This is a genomic window from Streptomyces collinus Tu 365 (genome assembly GCF_000444875.1).
GTDB lineage: Bacteria > Actinomycetota > Actinomycetes > Streptomycetales > Streptomycetaceae > Streptomyces > Streptomyces collinus_A.
Genome location: NC_021985.1, coordinates 544,528 through 569,819, shown reverse-complemented (window position 1 = coordinate 569,819; position 25,292 = coordinate 544,528). Strand labels below are relative to the sequence as shown.

25 protein-coding genes and 1 pseudogene are annotated in these 25,292 nt (G+C 70.6%); 10 read left to right on the top strand and 16 right to left on the bottom strand.

Features of this window, described 5'->3' with window-relative positions; translation table 11 throughout:
- Positions 1-173: 173 nt before the first annotated feature.
- The 3 genes from B446_RS02040 to B446_RS02030 all read right to left on the bottom strand — a co-directional run bounded on the left by B446_RS02040 (position 174) and on the right by B446_RS02030 (position 2,754).
- Positions 174-1,589 (bottom strand): hypothetical protein, encoded by a 1,416-nt coding sequence (locus tag B446_RS02040; RefSeq protein ID WP_020937733.1) that lies wholly within the window; start codon positions 1,587-1,589, stop codon positions 174-176.
- Positions 1,590-1,720: 131 nt separating this feature from the next.
- Positions 1,721-2,125, bottom strand: a complete 405-nt coding sequence (gene gvpJ / locus B446_RS02035) for a gas vesicle protein GvpJ (RefSeq protein WP_020937732.1) — start codon at positions 2,123-2,125, stop codon at positions 1,721-1,723.
- A 251-nt stretch (positions 2,126-2,376) separates the two neighbouring features.
- Entirely contained in the window at positions 2,377-2,754 is a 378-nt protein-coding gene (locus tag B446_RS02030; protein WP_078614615.1) for an STAS domain-containing protein, read from the bottom strand.
- A gap of 159 nt (positions 2,755-2,913) precedes the next feature.
- On the opposite strand from B446_RS02030, the gene B446_RS02025 reads away from it, so the two are divergent.
- The 4 genes from B446_RS02025 to B446_RS02010 all read left to right on the top strand — a co-directional run bounded on the left by B446_RS02025 (position 2,914) and on the right by B446_RS02010 (position 6,350).
- Entirely contained in the window at positions 2,914-3,393 is a 480-nt protein-coding gene (locus tag B446_RS02025; RefSeq protein WP_020937730.1) for an ATP-binding protein, read from the top strand.
- 141 nt (positions 3,394-3,534) lie between these two features.
- Positions 3,535-4,764, top strand: coding sequence for a hypothetical protein (locus B446_RS02020; protein WP_020937729.1), 1,230 nt, complete (start codon positions 3,535-3,537; stop codon positions 4,762-4,764).
- Between the two features lie 358 nt (positions 4,765-5,122).
- Complete coding sequence (locus tag B446_RS02015) at positions 5,123-5,530, top strand: STAS domain-containing protein (protein ID WP_020937728.1); 408 nt, start codon at positions 5,123-5,125, stop codon at positions 5,528-5,530.
- Between the two features lie 334 nt (positions 5,531-5,864).
- Positions 5,865-6,350, top strand: a complete 486-nt coding sequence (locus tag B446_RS02010; protein ID WP_020937727.1) for a DUF427 domain-containing protein — start codon at positions 5,865-5,867, stop codon at positions 6,348-6,350.
- Positions 6,351-6,457: 107 nt separating this feature from the next.
- On the opposite strand, the gene B446_RS02005 is transcribed toward B446_RS02010, so the two are convergent.
- From B446_RS02005 to B446_RS01995, 3 genes are all read right to left on the bottom strand, one after another.
- Complete coding sequence (locus B446_RS02005) at positions 6,458-6,931, bottom strand: HIT family protein (RefSeq protein ID WP_020937726.1); 474 nt, start codon at positions 6,929-6,931, stop codon at positions 6,458-6,460.
- Positions 6,932-7,083: 152 nt separating this feature from the next.
- Positions 7,084-7,872: a maleylpyruvate isomerase family mycothiol-dependent enzyme gene (locus tag B446_RS02000; RefSeq protein WP_020937725.1), complete on the bottom strand. Its 789-nt coding sequence runs from the start codon at positions 7,870-7,872 to the stop codon at positions 7,084-7,086.
- The gene (locus B446_RS01995) at positions 7,869-9,077 is read right to left on the bottom strand and encodes an MFS transporter (protein ID WP_043474551.1); all 1,209 of its coding nucleotides are present in this window, start codon (positions 9,075-9,077) and stop codon (positions 7,869-7,871) included. Before B446_RS01995 ends, B446_RS02000 begins: the two co-directional genes overlap by 4 nt.
- 47 nt (positions 9,078-9,124) lie before the next feature.
- On the opposite strand from B446_RS01995, the gene B446_RS01990 reads away from it, so the two are divergent.
- Positions 9,125-10,567, top strand: coding sequence for a PLP-dependent aminotransferase family protein (locus B446_RS01990; protein ID WP_043474548.1), 1,443 nt, complete (start codon positions 9,125-9,127; stop codon positions 10,565-10,567).
- A 72-nt stretch (positions 10,568-10,639) separates the two neighbouring features.
- Positions 10,640-11,401 carry a maleylpyruvate isomerase family mycothiol-dependent enzyme gene (locus B446_RS01985; RefSeq protein ID WP_020937722.1) on the top strand — a complete coding sequence of 254 codons (762 nt, stop codon included), beginning with the start codon at positions 10,640-10,642 and terminating at the stop codon, positions 11,399-11,401.
- A 186-nt stretch (positions 11,402-11,587) separates the two neighbouring features.
- On the opposite strand, the gene B446_RS01980 is transcribed toward B446_RS01985, so the two are convergent.
- The 3 genes from B446_RS01980 to B446_RS01975 all read right to left on the bottom strand — a co-directional run bounded on the left by B446_RS01980 (position 11,588) and on the right by B446_RS01975 (position 13,781).
- Positions 11,588-12,433 carry a DUF1206 domain-containing protein gene (locus tag B446_RS01980; protein WP_193384422.1) on the bottom strand — a complete coding sequence of 282 codons (846 nt, stop codon included), beginning with the start codon at positions 12,431-12,433 and terminating at the stop codon, positions 11,588-11,590.
- 252 nt (positions 12,434-12,685) lie between these two features.
- Positions 12,686-12,898 carry a hypothetical protein gene (locus B446_RS38915; protein WP_020937720.1) on the bottom strand — a complete coding sequence of 71 codons (213 nt, stop codon included), beginning with the start codon at positions 12,896-12,898 and terminating at the stop codon, positions 12,686-12,688.
- A 13-nt stretch (positions 12,899-12,911) separates the two neighbouring features.
- The gene (locus B446_RS01975; RefSeq protein WP_020937719.1) at positions 12,912-13,781 is read right to left on the bottom strand and encodes a DUF6461 domain-containing protein; all 870 of its coding nucleotides are present in this window, start codon (positions 13,779-13,781) and stop codon (positions 12,912-12,914) included.
- A gap of 105 nt (positions 13,782-13,886) precedes the next feature.
- Here B446_RS01975 and B446_RS01970 point away from each other — a divergent pair, with 105 nt between their 5' ends.
- A complete protein-coding gene (locus tag B446_RS01970; protein ID WP_237751115.1) occupies positions 13,887-14,456 on the top strand; it encodes a GNAT family N-acetyltransferase in 570 nt (189 codons plus the stop codon).
- Positions 14,457-14,793: 337 nt separating this feature from the next.
- Here B446_RS01970 and B446_RS01965 read toward each other — a convergent pair whose 3' ends face one another.
- The 4 genes from B446_RS01965 to B446_RS01950 form a co-directional block, all read right to left on the bottom strand.
- Positions 14,794-15,540 carry an MBL fold metallo-hydrolase gene (locus B446_RS01965; protein ID WP_020937717.1) on the bottom strand — a complete coding sequence of 249 codons (747 nt, stop codon included), beginning with the start codon at positions 15,538-15,540 and terminating at the stop codon, positions 14,794-14,796.
- 105 nt (positions 15,541-15,645) lie between these two features.
- Positions 15,646-16,620, bottom strand: coding sequence for a GlxA family transcriptional regulator (locus B446_RS01960; RefSeq protein WP_020937716.1), 975 nt, complete (start codon positions 16,618-16,620; stop codon positions 15,646-15,648).
- A 119-nt stretch (positions 16,621-16,739) separates the two neighbouring features.
- Complete coding sequence (locus tag B446_RS40900) at positions 16,740-17,492, bottom strand: ASCH domain-containing protein (protein ID WP_020937715.1); 753 nt, start codon at positions 17,490-17,492, stop codon at positions 16,740-16,742.
- Positions 17,493-17,959: 467 nt separating this feature from the next.
- Positions 17,960-19,150: a cysteine desulfurase family protein gene (locus tag B446_RS01950; protein ID WP_020937714.1), complete on the bottom strand. Its 1,191-nt coding sequence runs from the start codon at positions 19,148-19,150 to the stop codon at positions 17,960-17,962.
- Between the two features lie 216 nt (positions 19,151-19,366).
- On the opposite strand from B446_RS01950, the pseudogene B446_RS40070 reads away from it, so the two are divergent.
- From B446_RS40070 to B446_RS01935, 3 genes and pseudogenes are all read left to right on the top strand, one after another.
- Positions 19,367-19,720 (top strand): annotated as a pseudogene (locus B446_RS40070) (DUF5959 family protein); the annotation flags it as partial.
- 129 nt (positions 19,721-19,849) lie between these two features.
- Positions 19,850-20,971 carry a lipid II:glycine glycyltransferase FemX gene (locus B446_RS01940; RefSeq protein WP_020937712.1) on the top strand — a complete coding sequence of 374 codons (1,122 nt, stop codon included), beginning with the start codon at positions 19,850-19,852 and terminating at the stop codon, positions 20,969-20,971.
- A gap of 316 nt (positions 20,972-21,287) precedes the next feature.
- The gene (locus tag B446_RS01935; RefSeq protein WP_043474545.1) at positions 21,288-22,496 is read left to right on the top strand and encodes a cytochrome P450; all 1,209 of its coding nucleotides are present in this window, start codon (positions 21,288-21,290) and stop codon (positions 22,494-22,496) included.
- Positions 22,497-22,604: 108 nt separating this feature from the next.
- On the opposite strand, the gene B446_RS01930 is transcribed toward B446_RS01935, so the two are convergent.
- The 3 genes from B446_RS01930 to B446_RS01920 all read right to left on the bottom strand — a co-directional run bounded on the left by B446_RS01930 (position 22,605) and on the right by B446_RS01920 (position 25,051).
- On the bottom strand, positions 22,605-23,033 hold the full coding sequence (locus tag B446_RS01930; RefSeq protein WP_020937710.1) for a MarR family winged helix-turn-helix transcriptional regulator: 429 nt from the start codon (positions 23,031-23,033) through the stop codon (positions 22,605-22,607).
- On the bottom strand, positions 23,033-23,449 hold the full coding sequence (locus tag B446_RS01925; RefSeq protein WP_020937709.1) for a polyketide cyclase/dehydrase: 417 nt from the start codon (positions 23,447-23,449) through the stop codon (positions 23,033-23,035). The genes B446_RS01930 and B446_RS01925 overlap by 1 nt, the downstream gene beginning before the upstream one ends.
- A 195-nt stretch (positions 23,450-23,644) precedes the next feature.
- On the bottom strand, positions 23,645-25,051 hold the full coding sequence (locus tag B446_RS01920) for an FG-GAP-like repeat-containing protein (RefSeq protein WP_020937708.1): 1,407 nt from the start codon (positions 25,049-25,051) through the stop codon (positions 23,645-23,647).
- Positions 25,052-25,292 lie beyond the last annotated feature (241 nt).

Sequence of the window (25,292 nt, the reverse complement as noted above, 5' to 3'; positions counted from 1 at the left end):
CGGGGCTTCGGCGACACGACAACACCGCTGAGGCGTGCTGCCGTTGATGATGGCTGGGCGCAGGCTCAAGGTGTCTGCGAAGCTGGTACTCAGGCATTAGGTCGTCCCAAACGGGCAGCCACGACCCCCCGGAGCCGTTAAAGCAGGCGTCCTGGTATGCGCCTGCCGGGGAATCAACTGCTGACGCCGGCCTGCCATTTGCGCCTGCGTAGCACGTAGTCGCTGAAAAGGTGCCGGCTGCGGTCCAGGAGCTGTCCCACCTCCGCCTCGCAGCCGCGCACGTCCGCTGACGGATGCCAGCGCTGTACGGACTGTCCGGCCCAGGTGCGCAGCTTCGCGTCCGGGTCGTCCAGCAGGCCGACCGCCGCGCGTAGCGTCACGATGCCGCCACGCGCGTCGAGCAGCCGGAACGCGCCGACGCGGACGTGCCGCGGCCGCTCGGAGCCGGTGCGCTGCAACAGCCAGTCGGCGGGCAGCTCCCGCGCCGAGGGCAACAGTGCGACGGCCGTCTCCCGGACCACGGCGGCGGCCGGGTCGTCGAGGAGCGGCCGCAGTTGCTCTACGACCACGCAGTCCAGTACCCGCAGCCCTGCCACCGCCCGTGCTCGCACCCCCTCCGCCCGGTGCGCGAGCAGGGGACGCAGCAGTTCGGCGTCCGCGCGGTTCCCGCACTCGGCCAGCCCGATGACCGCACCGGGCGGCAACGCCGGGTCGTCGGGTGACGAGCACCGTTCGCGGTACCAGGCCGTCGGACCACCCCCGTGCTGCCGTACGACGTATCGGGCACAGGCGCGCACGAGCGCGGAACGGTCACCGAGGAACGACTCCGCCCGCTTCGGCCACCCGGCCTGCCGCAGTCCGGTGACGCCGGCCGACCGGGTACGCGGGTTGCGTGCGGACAGCAGCGCAGGCAGGACGTCCTCGTACGCACCTTCATGTCCGAGCGCCGCGAGCGCCGCTGTGGCACAAAGGTCCTGGACCACGCTGTCCGCGTCCCGGGCAGCCGCACGGGCGAGTTCGACGGGGCTCAGCAGCCCGCCTTCGAGGGCCAGCCGATAGGCGAAGCGCCGGACGATCCGGTCGGGATCACCGAAGAGGACAGCGAGCTGCTCGAGGGACGCCTGACGCAGGACCCGCTCGAGCACACCGACGCCGAAGGCACCTCTGTCGCGACGGCCCAGACGGAGGATGAACGGAGCGAGGCCGACGGCGGAGTCGACACCCAGAGCCTCGTCCAGCGACTTCCGGGCCCGCTCGCGCACGGGCTCGGCCCAGTCGGCACAACGGATCACGACCAGCGGCAGCAGACCGGGGCAGCGAGCGGACTCCCGCAACGCCTCCTTACGGATACGCCCGTCGCGGTGACAGAGGGCGAGCGCGAGCCGTGACTCGCCGAGCCGGCTCAGATCGGCAGGCAGGGGAGCGGAGTGCTCCCAGTCCGGCAGCGACTGCGGGTGGTACCAGGCCACCTTGCGCACTCCCGCGTCCAGCGCCAGCCAGTCATCGGGGTCGGCGACATCAAGCGTGCTGTGCAGCGGCGCGTCCCGCGCCAGCCGTATCGCCGCCGCTGCCCCGTCGTTCCCCAGCATTCCCGCCCCTTCCGGCCGCCGTACTGGGCGATCGTAGAGTGCCGGGTTCGTGCGGGGCGCGCGTAAATGGCCCTTGATCGAAGGGGGCAGGGGAGAGCCGGAAGGTCTCGTGGCCGTCCGGTGTGCCCTGCTCAATCCTCTTCGCGCGCGACCCTCCGGCCCTCAGGCTCCCGCTCCTCACCGCGCGACTGGTCGAGGGCGCTGGAGACGGTGTCCGCGGCGCCGGAAGAGGGCTGGGAGGCGCGGGGCAGGGCTGCCGTGGACCTGTCCTGGGCACTGGAGTCGGGGGATTCGGTGAGTTCCGCCGGTTCGCGGGGGCCGGCTTCGAGGTCGAGGCGGTTGCAGTGTTCGGCGAACCGGAGGTAGGTGTCGACGCCGGCGATCACGACCCGCGTGTCGATCTTGAGGATTTCGATGCCGACCAGGGAGACGCGTGCGAAGGCGTCGATGACCAGTCCGCGGTCGACGACGAGTTCCAGCACGTCGTACAGGCCGCTGGAACCGCTCCCGCCGCCCTGCTGTGTCGCTATGGACATCGCGACCAACCCCTTGCTTGTCCGCTCCTGCGCACCGCCATGGCCGTCGAGCCCGGCCGGCACCAGCGCGCAGCCGTGCAGTCCCTCGCCCCCGGCGAGGCTTCCCCGGGGCGGGTAGCCCCCACGACCTGCCGCGAAACGCCCCTGAGGCGGGTCGGAGGGTCGGCGGGTCGGCGGGCTTCCGGGCCTTTGCCGGTGCTTTGCCTGCCCTGCAGGGGCATGTGCCTGTGCCTGGGCCTGGGCGTGTCTCGTCAGTCGTCGAGTGCTTGGGGGAGGGTGGCGTGACAGTCGATGACGGTGTCGATGCCGACGATGGTCAGGGTGCGTTGGACGGTGTGGGTGGGGCGGGCGAGGCGGAGCCGGCCACCGGTGTCGGTGAGGGCGCGGTGGGCGGCGATGAGGATGTTGATGCCGCTGGAGTCCATGAAGGTGACCTGGTGGAGGTCGACCACGACGCGGGAGCCGGGTGTGGTGATGGCGTCCAGGGCGTGGCGGAGGGTCTCGCCGGTGTGGTGGTCGATTTCCCCGGTGGGGGTCAGGACGTGGGTGCCGTCGATGGTGTGGGCCGCGACGGTGAGCCGGTCCGGCGGTGTGCTGGTGTGGGGGTCCGCCACTTCTTCCTCGGTCATGTGGGTGATACTGGCACGGCGTGTTCGTCGCCTGGAATCGTTGCCCCGCATATGCCAGGTGATGCGTGGATGAGATGAAGGCGACAGCGGGGTGTCAGGCGTCACCCTGCTTGGTGCGGGTATACGCGTCGGGTGATTGGGGTAGCGAAGGCGGCCGCGATGGAGTCAGTGCCCGTGGGGGAGGACGGCACCACGCCGGGTGAGCGGGTGATCCAGGCGACGGTGGCGTTGGACGGGGACGGGTCGGTGATCGCCCAGGCGCGTCATCGGGCGGCTGATTTCCTGGCGCGGGTGCAGTCGGTGCACGGGTTGCCGGTCTCGCAGCGGGCGATGGATCTGACCCAGTTGGTGGTCAGTGAGCTGGTCACCAATGCGCGTAAGTATGCTCCGGGGCCGGTTCTGCTGGATCTGAGGATCGTCGGGGACGCGGTGGAGGTCGTGGTGTGGGACTCCGATCCGGTGCTGCCGGTGGCCCGGGCCGCGGACGCCGGCCGGGTGGGGCAGCACGGTCTGGAGATCGTGATGGCGGTCGCGCAGGGTTTCGAGGCGCAGCGCGAGCCGGTGGGCAAGCGCATCACGGCCCGTATCGCCCTGGCCGACGATCCCGGCGGCGCCGTCACCGGACTCACCCCCCAGTAGCCACGAGGGTCACGGTCGCATCGAAGTGACCTTTTCCACACCTCAGGCAACCGTGTAGTCAGGTTGTATTCAGGCCGTCCGAGCCAACCTCGTCGCATGACAACGACAAGCGAAGCTCGGACAAGCCGCAGCGGGCGGCTGATGCTGAACAAGGTTCCCGAGGTCACCATCTGGTTCTGGGTGATCAAGATCCTGTGCACGACCGTCGGCGAGAGCTTCGCCGACTGGATCAACATGAAGCTCGGCGTCGGCCTCATGAACACCGCCTGGATCTTCACCGCGGTGTTCGTGGTGGTCCTGGGCGTCCAGCTGCGGCTCAAGCGGTACGTCCCCTTCCCGTACTGGCTGACCGTGGTCGTCGTCAGTGTCACGGGCACGCTGTACACCGACATCCTCACCGACCAGCTCAACGTACCGCTGTGGATCAGCTCCGCCGTGTTCTCGGTCCTGCTCGCCGTCGTCTTCGGCGTGTGGTGGCTGCGCGAGCGCACCCTCTCGATCCACTCCGTCACGACGCTGCCGCGTGAGTCGTTCTACTGGCTCGCCGTACTCGTCACCTTCGCGCTCGGCACCGCGACCGGCGACTGGACCCTCGAGCTCACCGGCTGGAGCCCCGGAGTCTCCGTCCTGCTGCCGCTCGGCCTCATCGCGGCGATCACGCTGCTGTGGAAGTTCGGTGCCAACCCGGTGCTCTCCTTCTGGCTCGCCTACATCCTGACCCGCCCGCTGGGTGCCAACATCGGCGACTGGCTCGCCTCCCCGAAGGTCGCTCAGCCGGGCGAGCCGACCGGTCTCGCGCTGGGTACCTTCACCACCAGCCTGATCTTCCTCGGCCTGATCCTGGCGACTGTCATCTACCTGACGGTGACGCGCTCCGACGTGACCGAGACGTACGACGCTGCGCACACTCCGCAAATCACCGCGAACCCGCGCAGGGAGCACATCGCGCTTGCGGGCTTCGGCCTCCTCGCCGTCTTCACCGGAAGTCTGTTGGTCTGGGCGCACAGCCAGCCGCACGTCGGCCCGGCGCCGGAGGAGGACGCCACCTCCACCGTCCACCTCGCCCCCGGCCAGGCCGTGAAGAAGTTCCCGTCCACGAAGGTCGACGCACTGAAGGCACTCGCGTCGACCTCGCTCAAGGACGCCCAGTCGGGGAACGCGAAGGGCGCCCACGCCGCTGCCCAGTCGCTGCGGGACCTCTGGGATGCCGACCAGCCTTCGCTGCAGCCGCTGGACAACACCGGCTGGACGTTCATCGACGCGCAGATGGACCAGGTCCTGAAGACCTTCGGCATTGACCACTCGAACCCGCCGATGTCACCGGCCCAGCAGGAGACCGCACTCAAAACTCTCCTCACGGACATGCGCTGACGAACCTGAGGTCAGCCGCCCTCTCGACCTGTGACCGACCTTGTGCTCCGCGCCGGTACGCAAAGCCCACCGGGTCAATTCGCCGTGCGGTCGCCGCTGTCCGGCGGCTGCCAGACGAGGACCGGAGTCAGCGCATCGAGCGTGGTGGCGCATCACCGCGTCCTCGTCGGCGGCCGCCAGCAAGCAAGTCTTCTCGCCCTGATCCACACCTGCACGGCGCGGTGAGGATCCGCTTTCGCGAAGGGCCTGGGGCCGGCGGCCCTCGGTTGCCCGCCGGCAATCCGCAACCCACGTGGATGAACATCACCGGACGGGGTAACTGGGCTGCTGTCCTGTAAAGCCCGTCCGAGGAGAACTTGTGAGCGAACCAGCAGGTCTGGGTGTCGAGGTGGCCGTGATCGGCTCCGACGCCGCGATCATCACCGTCTGCGGAGAGCTCGACGCCGACACCGGCCTCGTCCTTCAGCACCAGTTGGCAGGCCAGGTGGTGCATGGACGACGTCATCTGGTGCTGGACCTGGCGGGTGTGCCGTTCATGGACTCGTCCGGGCTGCGTGTCATCATCCGGACCATCAATGAGATGCGTAACGTCGACGGATCCGTGTCCCTGGCCGCGCCCACCGAGGTGGTGCGACGTGTGCTCGATCTGACCGGGGTCGGTATGAGCTGCCGGATATTCGACACCGTGGACGCTGCGTGTGAATCCCTCCTGGGCCGGGAGGACGAGGCGCCGGATCGGTCCGTGCGCGACACGGCGGCTCGATAGGGCATCCACGGCACGACCGCCCCGGCGCACCGGCTGCACGACCGCCCCGGCGCACCGGCTGCACGGGCTCGCCGTACGGGCTGTACCCGCTCGGCGTACCGGTCGGCGCGCAACCGGCGTACCGGACCAGTGGCGGCCGCCGATCGGCGGAAAGCGGGTCAGCCTCGGCGGCCCGGAAGCATGGCCGGTGCCTGGGACCGATGTGCGACGAAGCCGCCGTAGGCCTCGTCGCGCTCGGCCCAGCGGTGGCGGAGGGCCCCCTCAGACGCATCCGTGCCGGGAACCCGCGGCGAAGGGCGAGTGTACGCATTGTGCTCTGTGAAGAGAGGCCTCCATGCCGTCACACGAGACCATGCCGACGGAGTCGGTGTGGGACTACCCGCGTCCGCCTGCTCTGCGCCGCGACCCGCGGCGGATCGTCGTCGAGTGCGCAGGCGAGGTTCTCGCCGACACGACCGGCGCCTGGAAGATCATGGAGACCAGCCACCCGCCGGTGTTCTACGTGCCCCCTGCGGACATCCGAAGTGACCTCCTGCGGCCCGCCTCCCACCGCACCTGGTGCGAGTGGAAGGGCGTGGCCGACTACTGGGACGTCCTGGTGGGACCCGACATCCGTGCCCTCGCCGCGTGGAGCTACCCCGACCCGCGGCCGCCCTACGAGGAACTCGCGGACCACTTCGCCTTCTACGCCGGGAGAGTCGACCGCTGCACCGTCGACGGCTACCCGGTGCAGCCACAGGAAGGCGACTTCTACGGAGGCTGGATCACTCCCGAGGTCCGGGGCCCCTTCAAGGGAGGAGCCCGAACCCACGGCTGGTGACCGGACCAGCACCGCCGCCGGGGGAGGAGGCGGCGGGTCGGCCCCAGCAGTGAAGCGCGCCGAGCCCGCCTCAACAGGCCGATGGGCGGTAGTCGGCCCCCGTACCGTCAGGCAGCCAGCCGGTCCAGTTCGCCACCGATCGCATCACGCAGCCCGTCGTGCTGCGGGCCGAGCCTGAACCGCTCGTCACTCCACCGGTCACCCGGATACAGCCACACCGGCTTGTGCACCACCTCGGCCGGCTCCCATTCGAACCGCGGCCAGATGTGGGCGTGCAGGAACGGATCCGTGTTGCCGAGGATCTCCAGGTTGACCCGGCGGAATCCGGGGTCCAGCCGTCGGCAGGCCCGCTCGACCGCTTCTCCGAGACGGTCCATGTCGGCCAGGAACGACAACCGCCTGGCCCTGGGCAGGTCGGACAGCCGCTGAACATCCGGCTCGTCCGCGAGGAGAAGCGAGTAGCCGGGCAGGAACTGGACGTCGCCGATCACTGCGAAGCCGGCATCGAGTCGCCGCAACACGGTCGGATTCTCGCCCCGCAGAGCAGCCCCGATCCGGTCCTTCCGCCAGTCACTGATCATGGCCTGAGGCTATGCGCACATGGCGCCCGGTGATGAACGGTGATGAGTGGTTCAAGGGCGGCAAATCGGCCGAGGCGTTCCACACGGCCCGCGCGACATCGCCGGAGAGATCGGGAGCCGAACTGCTGCGCACCGAGTGATCGCACGCCGACTCACACCTCGTCGCCCGCGTGCCCCCACCCGGGCAGCGGCGGCTGGGGCCACGCGGGCGGGTGTGGCAGGAGACGCGCCGGACGGTCGGCCGTCAGCGCGCCGGCCGGAGTCCGCCCGGTGAGCCAGCCGAGCACCTGGTGCCCGGCTCCGGCGACCGAGGCTCCCTGCGCCGCCAGGGACCAGCGCCGGCCGAGGTCCACGGCCTCCACCGAGGCGAGCCGGAAACCCTGGGTGCGCAGGGTGGCGAGGGTGTCGTCCAGTGCCCACGTGACGTAGGCGGCGGGCCACTGCTCGGTGCCGTGGCCGGTGTCCAGATCGAGGTGATGGGTCTCCAACTCGCGCAGGCACCGCAGCAGGACGTACCGGGCGGGGTGTCGCCAGCCGGCCAGCGCCGGCACCAGGCGCTCCCAGGCGGGGGCGGGCATCGCGCGGGCTCGCGCGGTGAAACGGTCCAGGTTCTGCCGCAAACGGGCCGCGATGGCGTCGGCGGACAGCAGCGCGTCCCGCTCGACCGCGGACGCCAGCGCCGCTGCGCCCGTGCGCGGTCCCGGTGCACGGCCGGTGTGCGCGAGCCCGAGCAGCCACACGTACGCGTCGACGCTGTGGGCGACATGCGCCAGGACGTGGCCGCGCGTCCACCCCGGCAGCGCCGACGGGGCCCGCAACGCGGTGTCGGAGAGGCGCGCCGCGGTCCGTACGAGGCGGGCGCCGGACGCGACGACGTGTCCGACGGCCTCATCCTCCGTCGTGCCGAAGACGGGGTGCCCTTCCCCTGCCGGGCCGGTCACGGCGCCGACCGCCGGTCACGCGTCGCCGGCCCCAGTGCGGTCAGCATCAGCAGCGCCGTCAGCGCGAACCCCCAGGCGTAACCCGTGTGCGCCGTGAGCAGGCTGAAGCCTGCGGCGCCAATCCCCATGCCGCCGTCGTAGGCGAGGTTCCACAGTGCGGAGACGGTGCCGTACGACGAGCGGGAGACACGACCGTACATCACGGTGAGGGTGGCGTTCTGGACGACACCGAAGCCGGCGCCGAAGAGGGCCGTGCCCGTCAGTACGGCGACCGGGCCGGCCGTGGCCGCCAGCACCGACAGCCCTGCCGCCGACGCGAGCAGACCGGGGGCGACGAGCCGCGTGGCGCCCCGGCGGTCGCCGTACCGGCCCGCCGCGTAGCGGGCCGCGGTGGAGGCGGAGCTCTGCACCAGCAGGGCCGCCGTTGCGATGCCCGCCGACCCGTGCGCGACGGCCAACGGCAGGAACGTCACCAGGATCCCGGCGGCGAGGGCCGTGGCGAAGAACACCGAGGTGGGACGCCGCAGCCCGGCGGTGCGTACGGCGGCCACCATGCCGAGCGCTCGCGTATCCGCCCCCACGGCCGGTGCCCCGGAGCCGTCCGGCGGCTGTAGCTCTCGAAGTGCCGCCACGGTCGGGATCGCCGCGAGGGCCGCCAGGCCTGCGGTCACGGTGAGCGGGGCGTAACCGAGGTGTTCGCACATCCAAACCCCGAGGGGCAGGGTGACGAGCGCCGGCACACCGCCCACCACGCCGACCAGGGCCAGCCCTTCGCCCCGGCGCTCGGCGGGGATCAGCGCAGCGGTCAGGGCGCCGCCCGCGACCATCGTGAGGCCGAACCCCAGACCGCGTACGAGACACATCGAAGCGGTCCAGGCCGCACCGTCGTCGAGGGGCAGTGCGAGGGCGGGGGCGCCTAGCAGGAACAACCCGGCCGCCAGGGGACCCCGGTGGCCGTACCGCCCGAGGATCCGGGGGCCGGCCAGCTCACCCAGCACCGTGGACAGCATCAGGGCGCCCGTCGCCAGGCCCGCCGCGCCACGGCCGGCGTGCGTGGGCACCGCCGACAGCAGCAGGAAGAAGCTCACGGTCACGGCCACCACGCTCACGAGCCGCAGCAGCAGGGCACGGCTGAGCAAGGGTGGTGGCAAGGGCGCGGGAACCGTCGTGGCGGGGTCGGCGGCCGAGTTCGCAGCAGAGGTCATGCCGTCGACGTTAGGGAGTGACCGGATCACCGGTAAGCTCCAATTCCATGACTGTGCAGTGGGCCGGTTTGTCTCCCGAGCTGCTGCTGGCCGTCGACCGGAGCAGTGGGGAGCAGCTGCGTGCCCAGGTGGAACGCCAGTTGCGGGACGCGATCCGTGGCGGCCGCCTCGCCGCCGGCGAACGTCTTCCCTCCTCACGTGAGCTGGCGCGTTCACTGGGCCTGTCCCGCGGTCTGGTCCAGGACTGCTACGCCCAACTGCAGGCCGAGGGCTACCTGGTCACCAGGGTCGGTTCGGCCACCCGTGTCGCCGCCTGTGCCCCTGCCGCCCCCGCCGAGCCACCGGCCGAGCGCACGGACCAACTCCCGCCCCTAGTGGCCGACTTCCGGCACGGCGTGCCCGACCTCGCCTCGTTCCCGCGTGCCGACTGGCTGTGGGCGGTCAGGGAGGCGGCCCGCCGGATGCCGACCGCAGACCTCGGCTACGGAGATCCGCGCGGCAGCCTGGACCTGCGCACGGTCGTCGCCGCGTACGTGCGCCGGATCCGCGCGGCCGCCGCCGAACCCGACCACACCCTCATCTGCTCCGGCTACGCCCAGGGACTGGCCCTCACCCTCCAGGTGCTGGCCCGCGCCGGCGTCGGTGCCGTCGCACACGAGGACCCGGGCAGTCCCGCTTCGACGAGCGCGGCCATCCGTGCGGCGGGCCTCACACCGGTCCCCGTCCCGGTCGACGCGCGCGGAGTCGACGTTGCGGCCCTGGAGGCGAGCGGCGCTCGCGCGGCGATCGTCACCCCGGCCCACCAGTGGCCCACCGGTGTCCTCCTCGCCCCGGAACGCCGGCACGCCCTGCTCGCGTGGGCGCGGCGCCACGACGCGTATGTCGTCGAGGACGACTACGACGCCGAGTTCCGCTACGACCGCGAGCCGGTCGGCGCCCTCCAGGGCCTCGCGGCGGACCGGGTCGTCTCGATCGGCACCGTCAGCAAGTCCCTGGCCCCCGCCCTGCGCATCGGCTGGCTGCTGAGCCCCCGCGCGCTCACCGCGCCGCTCACCGAGGCGAAGCGGAGCGCCGACCGCGGCACACCCACCCTCGACCAACTCGCCCTGGCCCGACTGATCGAATCGGGCCGCTACGACCGCCATCTGCGCCGTATGCGCACCCTGTACGGGGCCCGCTGCCGTACGCTGCGCGCCGCCCTGGCCGAGCACGCCCCTGAGGTGCGCCTGACCGGCCTCGCTGCGGGGTTCCACGCCGTGGCCCATCTTCCCCACGAAGTCGATGAGTCGACGGTGATCGCAGCGGCGCGTGCCCGCCGGGTCGGCCTATACGGGATGAGTGCGTGCCGTGCCTCGGGCGGTGCCGGGCCGCCCCAACTCGTCCTGGGCTTCGGTGACGTGCCCGAGCGGGCGATCGCGGCGGGGATCGCGGCGGTCGGCGACCTGCTCACCCACGGCCGGCGGGTGCCGGACCCGGACGTCAGCCGCTGACGGAGCGCTGTCTCGCCGAGGGCCTGGAAAACTCGGATGCGGTCGGTTGAGCAGGGGTGATAGGTAAGCGATGTGACAGACAGTCTTGAGTACTCCGCCCTGCTGCAGCTGCTCGATGAGCGGTCGGCCGCGTTCCGGAGTGCGGTTGCCGCCGCGCCCGGCCTCGACGCGCCGGTGCCGTCCTGCCCCGAGTGGACGTTGTTCGATCTGGTGCAGCACCTGGGTACGGGCCAGCGCTGGTGGGCCGCCGTCGTCGCCGCGGGGCCGGCCGAGGCTCCGCCGGCCAAGGACGCCACGGAGGCGCCACGCGAGCTCGAGGCGCTGCTGGCCTGGTACACCGAGTCGAACGAGCTGCTGCTGAGCGCGCTGCGCGAGGCCGGCCCGGAGCGCGCGTGCTGGACGTGGTGGAGCGCCGGCGTGTCCCCGGCGAACTCCTGGGGCGTCGCCCGGCGCCGGGTGCACGAGGTGCTGGTGCACACCTACGACGCCCAGCTCGCCGCGGGCGCCGTGCAGCCGATGCCGGCGGACGTCGCGATCGACGGTGTGGCCGAGTTCCTCGACACCTGCAACTCCACCCCGGCGGCCTGGCCGCACGAACCGGCCACCATCCACTACCACGCCACCGAGGGCCGCTCCTGGCTCCTCACGCTGGACGGCACCGGCGCCTGGCCCGCACCCCTCACGGACGACGCCGCACCCCCCTCCGCTTCGGCGACGGGCACGGCCGAGCAGCTGCTCCTCTTCGTCTGGGGCCGCCTCACGATGAGCGACCTGAAGACCGAGGGCGACCAGCAGGTGTTCGAGCGGCTGATCGCCTGGGAGCCCGAGGAGTAGCCAGGGCCTCCGCGGCACTGCCGACTCGGCCAGGCAGGGAACATGGCTGCGGAGCCCGGACGCAGTCGCGGCTGGCCCGCCTGCCACTCGTCGAGGACGTCACGGTGGGCGCCCGGCCGGTCACCTGCTGACCCGGACCGTCCGCTGCTGAGCCATGTCCCCGCTCCGCGCACCAGCTGCCAAGGGTCAGAGCTTGCGCCAGCGGGCCTCGCACCAGGAGAAGACGCCGAACGCCGCAAGACCGAGCGCGATCACCGCGAGCAGCCACGGGCCGGCCGGCAGATCCCGGAACGCGCGCAGCGTGTCGTCCATGCCCTTCGCCTTGCCGGGCTGGTGCCGGACCGCCGCCACCACGGCGAACACACCCGCGACGGCGAACACGATCCCGCGGGCCGTGCCACCCGCGACACCGAAGAAGTCGGTCACCTTCCGGGCCTTCGCGGACATGACCGCCGTGTTCAGGTGCTTGCGGAACTTCTTCATCACGGCCCGGGCCGCTATGTACAGCCCGGCGGCCACCACCGCCACGCCGGCGATCCCGACGATCCACTGGCCGCCCGGCCACCCCAGCACCGTGGCGGTCAGGTCGTCGGTGCGGCGGTCGGAGGAGCCGCTCCCGCTGCCCTTGTCGCCGGCCGCGTACGAGAGCACCGACCACGACACGACGGCGTAGAAGACGAACCGGCCCGCCGCCATGACACGCTTCGAGGGCTTGCCCCCGTCCGTGCCCGCGCCGCCGAACACGGCCTGCGACAGCCGCCACAGCGCCATACCGGCGAGCGCGATGCCGACGATCCACAGCAGCGCCGACCCGAACGGGCGCTGGGCCAGCTCGCTCAGCGCCCCACCGCGGTCGGCCTGCTTGCCGCCGCTGTCACCACCGAAGGCGATCTGCAGGGAGATGACCCCCACCAGCAGATAGATCAGCCCGCGGGCGGCGAAACCCGCACGCCCCGCCGCAGCCATCGCCGGGCTGTCCGCAGCCCGGCGCGCCCCACCCCGTCCACCCACTGCCCATGCCTGTGCATTCATACTTCAGCCGATGCCCCCGGACCCCGGTCCGACACCTGGTCCCGAGGCGCCCGGCGCCCGGCCGCAGCGGGCCGCGTCGTCGCCCCGCGTCCGGACTCGCTCCTTCCGGCCGCAGCGGAATGCGGTCGCGGGCGTCGCACCCCCGCTGCCGCCTGGCTCGTGGCCGGCACCGAAGAAGGACAGGTGTCGTCCGCCTCGCGCCACGTGCGGCACCCTGGCCGAGCGGACACCTCCGTGCCTCAACAGCGTGGGTCACAGAGTGCTCTTCCGTTTCGTCCGGCGGCGGCGCCGATACAGCCCATGCAGTACGAGAGCGACCATTGCGCCTGCCGTCAGCGGCCACCACCACGAAGCCCCGTTCCGGGCCAGATGGAGGCCCTTCCACAGCAGAGCGACCGAGATCAGCAGACTGAGCCATCCCATGGCGCCGTCGAGCGGACCGCCGTCCTTGAACGGATTCTGCATGTTCCGGATTTCTCTATTCCGGTGCATGCCACCCACGCTCCTGTTCGCTACTCACCCGTCCGTGTTCCGAACGATCCTTGGTGAGGGACTCGTTGTAGGTGATCACGACGGGCGCGTCCGCCTCCGCCCGTGCGCGGTCGGAAGCCGCTGCGATCTCCTCGTAGGTCCATTCCTTGTACAGACGCTCTCCGTGGGCGTCGGTGATGTCGATGACCAGGCCGGTCCACTCCTCGGCGGGCTGTTCAGGGACGAGTCCCAGTTCATATGTGGCGTCCCGGAGCAGGGATTCGGTGACGCGTACGCCGGTGAGTCTCTCGGTCAGAGCAAGAACCGCCGCCTTCCCGTCGACCACCGGGGCGCTCTCGTCGTGCTCTCCCTCGGGAGTCAGCGGGAAGCCGACTTCCCGCAACAAGGGAACCAGTTCATCGGGGCTGCCGCCGTCGCGCGCCGAGGGGCCCTCGAAGGCCGTGCGGAGTTCACCGTCCTCGAACCAGTGAAAGAGGTGGATGGGCTTGCCGCCGTTGCTCGAGTGCGCCACGACCCGGCCGCCCTCCGACAGCGTCTCCACGCGCGGTATCCCAAGGCCACCGTCAAAGCCGAGGACGACTGTCCAGTCGCCGTGCTCGCCCGGGGCCCTGAAGGCGCCCGCGATGTAGGACTCGTCCCAGTAGTCGTAGTCCACCTCTGCACGGTGGGCGTCATCGGCCTCGATCAGCCCGGCCGTGCCCTCCTCAGTGCCGCGCGGTTCCGCCCCCATCGCACGCAGCACCTCCTGCGGGCTCCGCCCCCGTATCAGTGTCAAGGTGTATCCGCTCTCCATCATGTGGCGGAAGAGCGGCGAGGTGCGGATCCAGGCGTAGTCGTGTGCGGTCACCAAGTCCATACAGCGCAGTGTGCCTGATGCCTCTGACAACGCCCGACAAGCCGGTTCTCACGGCTGGGGCTGGACCTCGGCTGCACCTCCGGAAATGCTCGGCTCAGGGATGATGTGATCGATTACAGTGGCGCGATGTTCGAAGGAAAACAGGTAAGGCTGCGTGCGTTGCACTCCGAGGATGCGAAGCATCATCTTCGGTGGCGGAACGACGCGGAGGTGGTGCGCTGGGCCACGGCCGGCGACCCGACTTTCGGCCCGGTCACAGCGGAGGCTATCGGTCTCGGCTTCGAGACGATGCTCCTCCTGAACCCGAGGGAATCTGCCGTGTTCACGGTCGAGGACCTGGCGAGCGGCAGCGTGATCGGCATGGCGGATTACCGGGACCTGGACCCGTACGCCGGCGTGGCCACGCTGGGAGTGACCATCGGCGAGCGGGAGTTCTGGGGCCGCGGCCACGGCAGTGACGCGCTGCGGCTGCTCGTGGACCATCTGTTCGGCGCGTTTTGCCTCAGTCGGTTGGAGCTGGACACCTGGAGCGGCAACGAGCGTGCCGTGCGCGCCTTCACCAGGCTCGGCTTCCGGGAGGAGGGGCGCCGCCGGTCGGCCGTACTGCTGGACGGGAAGCGCTACGACAGAGTGCTCTTCGGGATGCTCCGCGAGGAGTGGGCGAACGCCGCGTGACGGCGTAGTGATCGCCGGGACTGCCTGCGGACGTGTGAGAAGGGCGCCCGAGATCATGCGACGCGGTGGTGAGGGGTGCGAACCGCACAGCAAAGCGACCGCAGTTCGACCACGTCCGCACGGGTCCGCGGTACGGAACCCGACCCTGGTCCGCCGCCACTGGGAGAACCTGCCCGGTCGAGGCTGACCCGGTCACTTCGTACGGCGGCGGGGAGGCCGTTGCACGGATCATCAGTCCGACCAAGACGCCTGCACCGACGGACCCGTTGCCGGCTGGCGCCGGAAGCCCCTGCCGGGGTGCACCCGGGTGCCGGGTGCCGGGCCGCGAACTGGCGACTTATCCATCGCGCGTGACAAGGCGTCCGGCCGCGCCGAGCCGTGCCAGGCGGTCGTGTTCCTTCTCGGCCCACCGCCTCACCCGGCCGGGATCCAGGGCGGTGCCGTGGCCGACGTGCAGGCGAGTGGGGTTCAGGGCGAGCATCTCGCGCAGGCTGGCGAGGTTCTGCCGGGAGTCGTCGTGGAAGGGCGGATTGGCCGGCCTGCCGGGGATGAGACCCATGAAGGAGCCGGCGATCAGGTCGCCGGCGACGAGGTCGCCGTCGTCGGTGAGGACGGAGACAGATCCGGCGGTGTGGCCGGGGGTGGGCATGATGCGCGCAGCGAGCCCGAAGTCCTCGAGGTTCGTCTCGCCGCGGACGAGCACCGCGGGCTCGAACGGCTCGGCCCGGACGTGAAGTTTCCGGTTGCGGGCCATGAGACGGCCCATCGGGCCGGTGGGCAGATACGGTTCGCGGACCCGGCCCGAGCGGTACGGTCCGAGGTCGGCGACGTGGCCGGCGAGGGGTGCGCCGGTCAGCCGGTGCAGTTCGGCGGCGGAGCCGAAGTGGTCGATGTGGCCGTGGGTGATGACGATCAGTGAGACGTCGGCGGGATCGACGCCGAGGGCGGTGATCCGGTCGTGGATCCTGTGGCCGCTGCCGGGGGTTCCGGCGTCGACGATGACGGGCCGACGGCCGAGCAGCAGGTAGGCGTTGATGTTGTGCCGGCCCATGACCGGGATGGGGACGACCTTCGTGCGGGCCACGGTTCTCCTTGGAAGTGTGCTGGTCGATGTCGCGTGCGGGCATGGCGAAGCTCGGCCGGTGAGCGAGCGTGCCCGGTGGTCGGCAGGTGGTGCGGGTGGTAGGGGTCAGAACCGGCGGCGGTACTCGGCCGGGGTGGTGCCCAGCCGCCGACGGAAGACGCGGTGCAGCGTTTCCACGGAGCCCAGGCCGCTGGCGGCGGCGACCTCGGGCAGACTGCGGTCGCTGTCCTCCAGCAGGCGCCGGGCGGCCTCCAGCCGGGCGGCTTCCACGTAGGCGGCCGGTGTCGTGGAGGTGCGCTGATGGAACAGACGGGTGAAGTGGCGCGTGCTCAGGTGCGTACGGGCCGCCAGGACTTCGAGGGACAGGTCCTCGGCGAGGTGTTCGGTGATCCACCTGCGCAGCTCGTCGATCCGGTCGTCCGAGGAGCCCTGGACGGACAGCGGCACACTGAACTGGCTCTGTCCACCTGAGCGTTTGACGTACATCACCATCATCCGGGCGGTCGCGAGAGCAAGGTCCTGGCCGTGGTCCTCGGCGACCATGGCCAGCGCCATGTCCATCCCCGAGGTGACGCCGGCGCAGGTCCACACCCGCGCGTCCCGAATGAAGATCGGATCTGGATCCACCCGCACTCCTGGGTGTTCGGCGGCCAGCCGGTCCGCGGTGAGCCAGTGCGTCGTGGCCGGCCGGCCCTCCAGCAGCCCCGCGGCGGCCAGCAGGTGCGCACCCGCACAGATCGACCCGATCCGCCGGGCCCGGGGTGCCGCACGCTGCAGCCAGGTGGTGACCTGGTGGTCGATCACCGGCTCGACGCCGCCGTCGACGAGCTCGATCGCCCCCGGCACCAGCAGGGTGTCGATCGGGCCGGCCACATCGTCGAAGTCCAGGTCCGCCATCAGCCGCACGCCGCTGGAGGTGGTCACGGGGGCGCCGTCCGCCGTAGCGATCCGCACGAGGTAGCCGGTCCGGTCAGCTCCTCCGACCCGGGAGGCGACGGAAAACACCTCGGCCGGTCCGGTGGCGTCCAGCAGCTCGATGCCGGGAAAGGCGACGATCACAACGCGGTGCGGTTGGGGCATGCCCTGATCATTCCGCCCGATCCGGCATGGCTGCAATGACCAGGATCTGTCACATCAGGCCATCGGGAAGAGTGCACAAGTGAGCCGGCCCGGGACAGGTTCGCTGGTGCCTCCGCGATTCAAGCGGCGCCTGTCTTGTCGTTGATCTGAAAGGTGACTACGTCGACCTCGTCGGTTTCCGTGAGATCCGGGTAGTGGCTCTTGAGGCCTTCCCGGAGTTCGGCTGCGGTCGTCAGCCCCTCGGCTCGGGCGTCCTGGTCGGTGAGGTCGCTGACCAGGCAGTGCCTGATGCCGGTCACCTCTGCCGGCAGGACGACTTCGGGGTCGCTCTCGAACACCAGCCGTGCCGGCCCGAGCCGGGCCGGGTCCCGGAAGCGGGTGGTCTTGGTCTTGGCGCCGGAGCGGACGTTATCGAGGTAACGGGGGTTGAACCGGATGATCGGGGGACCGGCCGTCTCCGGGTCTTCATAGAGCGACGGGTCGAGACCGTTCATGCCTTCCGGGGTCCATCGCTGAGTCAGCGGCATCAGGTCGGCGGCGAGAACGGATCTGGGCCCGGCGGGCGTGGGCACGATGACGCGCATGGTGGGGTAGTAGTCCACGAAGACCTGCCGATCGCGTCCGCACGGGCCGACGACCCCGCGCCCGTGGTTTCCCACGGCAACGATGCAGCGCATCTGGCGGGCGCCCTGGGCTCGTGCGGCTCCCAGAGCCACGAGTTCGGCACAGGGTCCGCCGGTGAAGTGGTAGAGGTTCACGCCGGCGAACATCCGGTAGTCGGCGGCCATGACCGCGGCGCCCATCGTGTGGATCCCGTCTTCGTCGGGCCCGGCGTCGGTTTGCGCGTCAATGGTGCGGCGTGCCAGCTCCACGAGCTCACGCTCGTCATCATCGAGAGCTCGTGCAGATGGCGGTACGTACACGTTGTCAGCCTTCCCTTCCGTCAGCAGTCGCGAAGATCATTCCACGACCGCGCAGGTCGGCTCCACGGGATTTGGGTTTGCCTCGACTGGGTCCTGATGGTGGTTCCGTGGCAGGGATGGGGCGCCCTGGCCGAGGCCGGTCGTGGTCGGGGACGGCGATCCGGGGCCGCGGCTCTGCCGTGGCTTTGGTGGCCCATGGGAGGTGCAGGGCCGGTCGAAGTCGAGCCGCGAGGACCTCGTCGACGCCCGCGCCCGCGATGGCCGCCGCTCGGAAGAAGATCACCCCCTGACCATCCTCACCCCTCTGCCGAAGTGCCGATGCGCGCCGGGCTCCGGCTGCGTAGGCGTTGGCGGTCGGCCACGAAAGGCGCGGGCGGGGATCGGGCGCGGATCGACGATGGCCCAGCCGAGCCGGGTCAGTGCGAGGCAGCCGCCTCGATGAGCGCGTTCGCCGCCGTCTCGATGCCTGCGGGCGTGGACCAGCGTCCCAGAGTCAGCCTCAACGCCTCCAGTGCGCGGGCCGGTTCGAGCCCCATGGCGGTCAGCACCGGCGACGGGGTGTGGGTGCCGCTGTGGCAGGCGGAACCCGTCGAGGCCGCGATGCCCTGCGCGGCGTCGAGGAGTTCGTGTCCGAGTACGCCGTCGATGCGAACGTTCAGGGTGTTCGGCAGGCGGGCCTTCTCGGGGCCGTTGAGGTGGACGCGGCCGGACAGGGCCGTGCTCAGCCGCCGATGGAGGTCGTCGCGCAGGGTCGCGATCCGGTCCGGTGTGCCGTGGTCGAGCTCGTGGGCCGCGATACGGGCGGCGGTGCCGAGGGCGACCGCCAGGGCGACGTTTTCCGTGCCGGCCCGCAACCCCTGCTCCTGCGGGCCGCCGTGGACCACCGGCTCCAGCCGCACGCCCTCGCGCACATAGAGCGCGGCGACGCCCTTCGGCGCGTACATCTTGTGACCCACGACGGTGAGCAGGTCCACGCCCAGCTCGTCGACGTCGAGAGGGATCTTCCCCACCGCCTGGGCCGCGTCGCAGTGGAAGAGAGCGCCGCGTTTGCGCGCGAGGGCGGCGAGCTCGGTGACCGGCTGGAGGGCGCCCGTCTCGTTGTTGGCGGCCATGACCGACACCAGTACCGTCGCCTCGGTGAGCGCCGAGTCCAGCGCGTCCGGGTCGACCTGCCCGTCGCCGTCGACCGGCAGCACGGTGACGCGTGCTCCGTGCAGGCGCTCCAGGGACCGGCAGCTCTCCAGCACGGCCGGGTGTTCGGTGGCCTGCGTGATCACATGCGGCCGTGAGCGCCCGGAGGCCAGCACCGCGCCGCGCAGTGCGAGCAGGTCGGCCTCCGAACCGGAGCCGGTGAAAACCATCTCGCCGGTGCGGGCCCCGATGAGGGCGGCGACCTGGGCCCGGGCCGCACCCAGCGCGCGCCGCGGCTCGGCGCCGTAGGGGTGGCTGCTGGAGGGGTTGCCGAAGAAGCGGGTCAGGTACGGCATCATCGCTTCGACGACCCGTGGGTCGACGGGCGTGGTGGCGTTGTAGTCCAGGTAGACGGGTCCGTCCGGCGGCCCGGGGAACGGCGGCAGCACGTCGGCGGTGTCGCCCCGGCCGGTCATGCCGGCTCCGCCGGGTGGGCGGGCATCTCGGCCGGGCGCCGGTCGGGTGTGCCGTCGTCGGGGTGGACCGTACGCGTGCTGGTGCCCTCCACCGTCATCCTCCGTAGATCCATAGAGCAGCGTAGGTGAGAGTGGCGCGCTGCGGCCACGGCTCGCCGACACCATGACGGATCCTGGGGACGTGCTCGGGGATTTCCGGACGGTCAGGACGCCTGCGGTGTACTGACCGGAGAGTTTCTGGTCGACACGCCGTTCGTGCGCGGAAGCCTCAAGACCTGGGTGCTGCCGGACGACCTGCGGCACTGGCAGGAGGCCCTGGACGCGCTCGACGCCGGCCAGGACATCGCGTGGCGCCAGGACACCCGCGGCCCTGAGGTATTCATCGAGCGTGACCCGGAGGAGGGACGGGCTCATGTGACGATCAGGGACGCCTCATCGTCTTTGACGACGGTGACAGTGAGCGTCCCGCTGAAAGATGCCTGGTTTGACGAGGCATACAGCCGCTTGGACCTGGCCTGGCCCCGGTCGCGTGCTGATGGACCCGCAAGATCGTTGACTCGACCGCGATGACCCACTCCAGCGCGGCGGCATCCCACTCGACTGCGCCGCTTCGGTCCTCGCCGAGCACCCGTCCTGCACGGAACACTTGGGCGTTCCCTACCTCGGTAGATTTGGGCGTCGGACAAAGGAGCACTGCGCATGAGCTATCGCTTGAAGGCGATCACCCGCGAGGAGCATCTGGCCTTCGTCACGGCCCGGCCCTCGGTGAGCCACATGCAGGTTCCCTCGTGGGGGGACGTGAAGCCGGACTGGCAGGCGCAGTGTCTGGGCTGGTTCGACGACAGCGACCGCCTCGTCGGGGCAGGTCTGGTGCTGCTGCGACCGTTGCCGAAGCTGAAGAGGTACCTCGCCTATCTGCCGGAGGGCCCGGTCATCGACTGGGCAGCGGCAGACCTGGAGCGGTGGCTCGAGCCGATGCTCGCGTATCTGAAGGGGCAGGGCGCCTTCTCGGTGAAGATGGGACCACCCGTCGTCGCACGCCGCTGGAGCGCCGAAGCGGTCAAGGCCGCGATCGCCGACCCGCAGGCCAGGAAACTACGGGATGTGGAGGCCACCGTCCAGGAGCCGCTGGCCTTCGACATCGCCGACCGGCTGCGCCGGATGGGCTGGCAGCAGACCGAGCCCGGCAGCGAGGACGGCTTTGCCGCGGGCCAGCCCCGCTACGTGTTCCAGGTACCCTTCGCCGGCCGGTCCTTGGAAGAGATCCAGCGCGACTTCAACCAGCAGTGGCGCCGCAACATCAAGAAGGCGGAGAAGGCCGGCGTCAAGGTCGTCCAGGGCGGCTACGAGGACCTTCCCACGTTCTACGGCCTCTACGTCGAGACCGCTGAACGGGACCGGTTCATCCCGCGACCACTGGCCTACTTCCAGCGGATGTGGACCACGCTGCAGGCCGAGGACGCCGACCGGATGCGCCTCTACCTCGCCTGTCACGAGGGCGAGGTGCTCGCCGCCGCCACGATGCTCACCGTCGGCGAGCACGTCTGGTACTCCTACGGCGCCTCCACCAGCCGCAAACGCGAGGTCCAGCCGAACAACGCCATCCAGTGGCGCATGATGTGTGACGCCCACGAACTCGGGGCGGCTGTCTACGACTTCCGCGGCATCACCGACACCCTGGAAGAGGACAACCACCTTCTGGGACTGCTCCGGTTCAAGGCCGGCACCGGCGGCCAGGCCGTCGAGTACCTCGGCGAGTGGGACTATCCCCTGAACAAGGTCCTGCACAAAGCTCTCGACCTCTACATGTCCCGCCGCTGAGGCGACGGCCTGCCCCGGCGCTCCGGTGTGGTCTGAGGACATGTCAGCCGGATCACGACGCTCGAGCGCCATCCGGTCGGACGGACCGGCTCTGCTTTGCCGTTGGTGCAGGGTTCGCGTGGCCGGTTGTGCGTCGGTCCGAAGCCGGCGCAAGCAGGTGTCTTCGCGCCCGAGGTCCGGTCGAGCCAGTGACGGGGGGCCCGGGTCAGTGGCTGGTCACCCGGACGTCAGCCGGGGGTGGTTGTGTAGTTCGGTCGGAGCACCGCCGCCGAGGACGACGTGTGGCGCGGGCATTCGTTCACATGAAGGGGAGACCGTGCGCGTTGCATACCCCAGTGTGCTGGACTGGCCGCTGGCCCGCGTCTGTCCGCTGTCGCCGCCACCGGCCCTGGGTGTCGTCCGTGACGGGCCGCCGACGCTGGTCCGGCTGCCGGCGGTCGCCGGTGAGGAGCAGCTGGCCTGGTTGATCACCCGCCACGAGGACGTGAAGGCCGCGCTCAAGGACCCCCGGCTGAGCGCCGACGAGACCCGGCCCGGCTTTCCGCTGCGCATTCCCGTGCCTACCGACGACCGGCCGAGCGGGTTCCTGCGCATGGACGATCCGGAGCACGGTCGGCTGCGCAGAATGGTCGCCCCGGAGTTCACGGCGCGCCGGGTGCGCATGCTGAGACCCGGTCTCCAGGAACTGACCGACCGGGCTGCCGACGCCCTGGCGGCCGGTCCGCAACCCGCCGACCTGGTACGGGACTTCGCGGCCCATGTGTCGGCGCTGGTCATCGCCCGGCTGTTGGGGATTCCGGACGAGCACACCGCCTTCTTCCTGGAGCAGACCCGGATCCTGCTCACGGACGGCGACCCGGCGCTCTCCCTGGCGGCCCACCACCGGATCATCGCCTTCCTGGACGAGACGGCGCGCGCCAAGGAGAAGCAACCGGGCGACGATCTGGTCAGCCGTCTGGTCACCAACCACGTGGCCACCGGCGAACTCGACCGCGCCGACCTCCTCGGCATCCTGAAGCTGCTCCTCATCGCCGGCCACGAGTCGACGGCCACTCAGATCGCCTTCAGCGCGCTGAGCCTGCTGACCGACGACGGACTGCGCGCGGAGGTCCTCGCCGACGGCGGGGCCCTGCTGCCGCAGTTCGTGGAGGAGTCGATGAGGTTCTGGTCGATCATCCAGGACAACGTCGTACGCCAGGCCACGGAGGACGTCCGGATCGGCGAGACCCTGGTCGGCGCGGGCGAGTCGGTGATGATCAGCCTGCTCGCCGCCAACCATGACGCCACGGTCTTCCCCCGCCCCGAGCGCCTCGACATCCACCGCGACGCCTCCGATCATCTGCTGTGGGGCCACGGCGCCCACTTCTGCCTCGGCGCGTCACTGGGGCGCCTGGAGGTGACGCTCGCCCTCGGTTCGCTCTTCACCACCCTGCCGACGCTGCGTCTGGCCTGCGAGGTCGGTCAGCTCCGCGTTCGCGAACATCCCGTCTTCCACTCCCTCACCGAACTGCCCGTCGTCTGGTGAGCGACGTGCGCCACTGCGCCCCATGCGGGGCGGTGGGGCCGGCCTGTTGCAGATGCCACCGACCGGACAAGTCGCGCTCGGTGGCCCGCAGTTGCCCATGAGGGCGTTTCAGGTTTCGGGATGGGCCAGGGGGCCGAGCAGGGCTACCGCGTCGTCGAGGGGCACCGGTTGGAAGAACCGCGCGTCGGCGCGCTCGACGGCGGCAATCGCGCGTGGGGCCAGCTCGGCGCCGGCGTCGGTGACGCGCAGTCGTTTGGCGCGGGCGTCGGCCGGGTCGACTTCACGCTCGATGAGTCCTTTGTGTTCCAGATTGCGTAGTACCTGGGAGGTCATCTTGACGTCGGTGCCGGCTTGGCGGGCGAGGGCCAGCTGGTTGGGGTGCTCGCCCTGGGTGTTGAGCCACCAGGTGCAGGCGAGCAGCACGAACTGCACGTGGGTGAGATCGAGCGGGGCCAGGGCTGCGGCGATGTCGCGCTGCCAGCGCAGGGTGGCGTGCCACAGCAGGAATCCGGGGCTGTCGCCGGGGCTGAGGGGCATCAGCGAAGCGCCAGCTCGGCCAGCGAGGCCATGGTCTCGGGCCAGTCGGCGGTGATGCCCGGGCCGATCTGCGGGCCGACCTCGTCGGCGCCGGTGCCGGTGATCTCCATCCGGTACGTCACACGGATCCGGTTCCGGTCGATCCGGTCGATGCGGTGGACGGTGCGCAGCAGCAGGCCGTCGAAGCGCGCTTCGTCGACGAAGAGTTCGTCTTCGACCGCCTCGGCGATGCGCAGCAGTACCGGGTCGTCCCCGGGCGGCGTCATCGTGATCTGCGTGCCCGCGACGAACGGGCCGTCCATCTCGATCTTCTCGATCTCGGCGTTCCAGGTACCCCAGTTCTCGACGTCGGCCCAGAGCCGCCAGATCGCCTGGGGGGTGGCGCTGGTCTCGATGCTGTGCTCGTACTCCCACATGAGTGGTCTCCTCGGCTAGATCATCTACGCATAGATTATCTGTGCGAAGACTATCTGTCCAATGGTGGACGGTGGGTGACGGTCATGGGTCTGACAGCGTGGCCACCGTGCTGGTGACAGTCATTCGTTGACGACTGTCACCGGCACGGCCCCCTTGTACGGGGAGCGGTCGTCCGCCCCGGTCGTGACCGGACCTCAGCCCAGGAGGGTGTCGCCGATGCCTGAGCCGGACGCGACGTTGTAGTCCTTGGGGCCGAAGACACTGACGTTGCTGGTGCTCACTTTGGTGCTGGTGCCCCGTAGCTGCCAGAGGGCGCCGTTGCCGTGGTCTTCGTGGGGGGCGGTGACGGCGAGGTCCGCCTTGCCGTCTCGGTTGAAGTCGGCCAGGCGCACCTGGGAGCCGAACACGTCGTTGTTCTCGGTGCTGCCGGGGACGCCGGGCGTGTCCTGTGAGTAGCGTGCCGCGCTCGTGGTGGTCAGCCCGTGGGCGCTTCCGCGCAGGACCAGGACGTCGCCGGCCCTGACGGTCCTGCCGAACGACTCGTAGGGAACGCCGATGGCGAGCTCGGCGCGGTGGTCGCCGGTGATGTCGGCAATGGCCAGGGACGCGCCGAAGTGGTCGTCGGACTCGTCGGTGCCCGGGATGCCTGCGGTGTCCTGGTGGAAGACCTGGCCCGTGGGGGCGAGGCCGCCGGTGACGGCCCGGTCGCCGTAGCGGACGGTGACGTAGCCGGATTTGTGGCTGGGGTCTGTCAGCCCGTTGGGGTTCAGCCGCGGGTCGGCCAGGGCGACGGCGAGGTCGTCGCGGCCGTCGCCGTTGAGGTCTCCTGCCGCCACGCGGTCTCCGCCGGCGAGGTGGGCCTGGACGGTGAAGGAGTCGGCGTCGGTGGTCTGGTCGTTCTGGCCGTAGACGAGGGTGGCCTTCTGCTGGACGACGGCCAGTTCGTCCTTGCCGTCGCCGTTGAAGTCGCCGGCCGCGAGGTTCCAGCTGCCGGTGTAATCGGGGTCGCCCACGTCGAGTCCTGCCGGGGCCTTGGTGCGGGTGAACGTACCCGAGTACAGCCACAGGGACGTCTGTCCGCTGACGGCGATGTCGGGGGCGGAGTCGCCGGTGAAGTCACCCACGGCGATGTCTGCGCCGAACATCCGCCCGGAATACGAATCCCCCGCGGGCAGAGCCAGGCCGCTGCGCAACGGCGACGTGCCGCCCCACAGCACGGTCACCGAGCCGTTGCCCGACGTGCCGGAGGTGGTGTCCCCTTCGCTGCCGACCAGCAGGTCGGCGTAACCGTCGCCGTTCAGGTCACCGCTGGCGATGCTGCTGCCGAAGAAGTCCTGGTACCCGGCCGTGCCGGGCACGCCTGTGGAGTTCTGCGTGATGTAGACGTGCTTGCCGGTCAGGCCACGGGCGGAACCGAAGGTGAGGAGAACGGCACCCGCGCCCTCCTTGCCACTGACGGTCGTGCCGGGCATGCCGACGGCCAGGTCCCGGTATCCGTCACCGTTGAAGTCGTCCGCCAGCTTGGCCGGAGCCGCTACGGCACGGTCGGCCGAGACGGCCGTCAGACTGCCGGTCAGAGAAGCGGCTACGGCCGCTGCCACGGCGAGACGCACTGAATGACGCACGAAAACCCCCTGTACAACCACAGACGCCCGGACGGCATCCGCGAACCCAGAACGACAGCCCGCACCTTCGTGTCCCCCAATGGGCCACCCGTTTGATCACGCGATGCGCAGCGAAGAACAGACTCCCGACCACGTCCGATGGTTGTACCGCGGCCCCAGGTTCGTGGAAGAGGCTGACGGTGTGCGCTGACCTCTTCGAGGAGGGGCGGAAGTCCTC

Excerpts from the sequence above, each read along its gene's own strand:
- B446_RS01930 (WP_020937710.1), bottom strand. The coding sequence starts at position 23,033 with ATGCCCCTCAGCCCCGGCGACAGCCCCGGATTCCTGCTGTGGCACGCC.
- B446_RS02040 (WP_020937733.1), bottom strand. The coding sequence starts at position 1,589 with ATGCTGGGGAACGACGGGGCAGCGGCGGCGATACGGCTGGCGCGGGAC.
- B446_RS01950 (WP_020937714.1), bottom strand. The coding sequence starts at position 19,150 with ATGACCGGCCGGGGCGACACCGCCGACGTGCTGCCGCCGTTCCCCGGG.
- B446_RS01980 (WP_193384422.1), bottom strand. The coding sequence starts at position 12,433 with ATGAATGCACAGGCATGGGCAGTGGGTGGACGGGGTGGGGCGCGCCGG.
- B446_RS01960 (WP_020937716.1), bottom strand. The coding sequence starts at position 16,620 with ATGCCCCAACCGCACCGCGTTGTGATCGTCGCCTTTCCCGGCATCGAG.
- B446_RS02030 (WP_078614615.1), bottom strand. The coding sequence starts at position 2,754 with ATGACCGAGGAAGAAGTGGCGGACCCCCACACCAGCACACCGCCGGAC.
- B446_RS01975 (WP_020937719.1), bottom strand. The coding sequence starts at position 13,781 with ATGGACTTGGTGACCGCACACGACTACGCCTGGATCCGCACCTCGCCG.
- B446_RS02025 (WP_020937730.1), top strand. The coding sequence starts at position 2,914 with ATGGAGTCAGTGCCCGTGGGGGAGGACGGCACCACGCCGGGTGAGCGG.
- gvpJ (WP_020937732.1), bottom strand. The coding sequence starts at position 2,125 with ATGTCCATAGCGACACAGCAGGGCGGCGGGAGCGGTTCCAGCGGCCTG.
- B446_RS01995 (WP_043474551.1), bottom strand. The coding sequence starts at position 9,077 with ATGACCTCTGCTGCGAACTCGGCCGCCGACCCCGCCACGACGGTTCCC.
- B446_RS38915 (WP_020937720.1), bottom strand. The coding sequence starts at position 12,898 with ATGCAGAATCCGTTCAAGGACGGCGGTCCGCTCGACGGCGCCATGGGA.
- B446_RS02010 (WP_020937727.1), top strand. The coding sequence starts at position 5,865 with ATGCCGTCACACGAGACCATGCCGACGGAGTCGGTGTGGGACTACCCG.
- B446_RS01990 (WP_043474548.1), top strand. The coding sequence starts at position 9,125 with ATGACTGTGCAGTGGGCCGGTTTGTCTCCCGAGCTGCTGCTGGCCGTC.
- B446_RS02020 (WP_020937729.1), top strand. The coding sequence starts at position 3,535 with ATGCTGAACAAGGTTCCCGAGGTCACCATCTGGTTCTGGGTGATCAAG.
- B446_RS02005 (WP_020937726.1), bottom strand. The coding sequence starts at position 6,931 with ATGATCAGTGACTGGCGGAAGGACCGGATCGGGGCTGCTCTGCGGGGC.
- B446_RS01940 (WP_020937712.1), top strand. The coding sequence starts at position 19,850 with ATGAGCTATCGCTTGAAGGCGATCACCCGCGAGGAGCATCTGGCCTTC.
- B446_RS01925 (WP_020937709.1), bottom strand. The coding sequence starts at position 23,449 with ATGTGGGAGTACGAGCACAGCATCGAGACCAGCGCCACCCCCCAGGCG.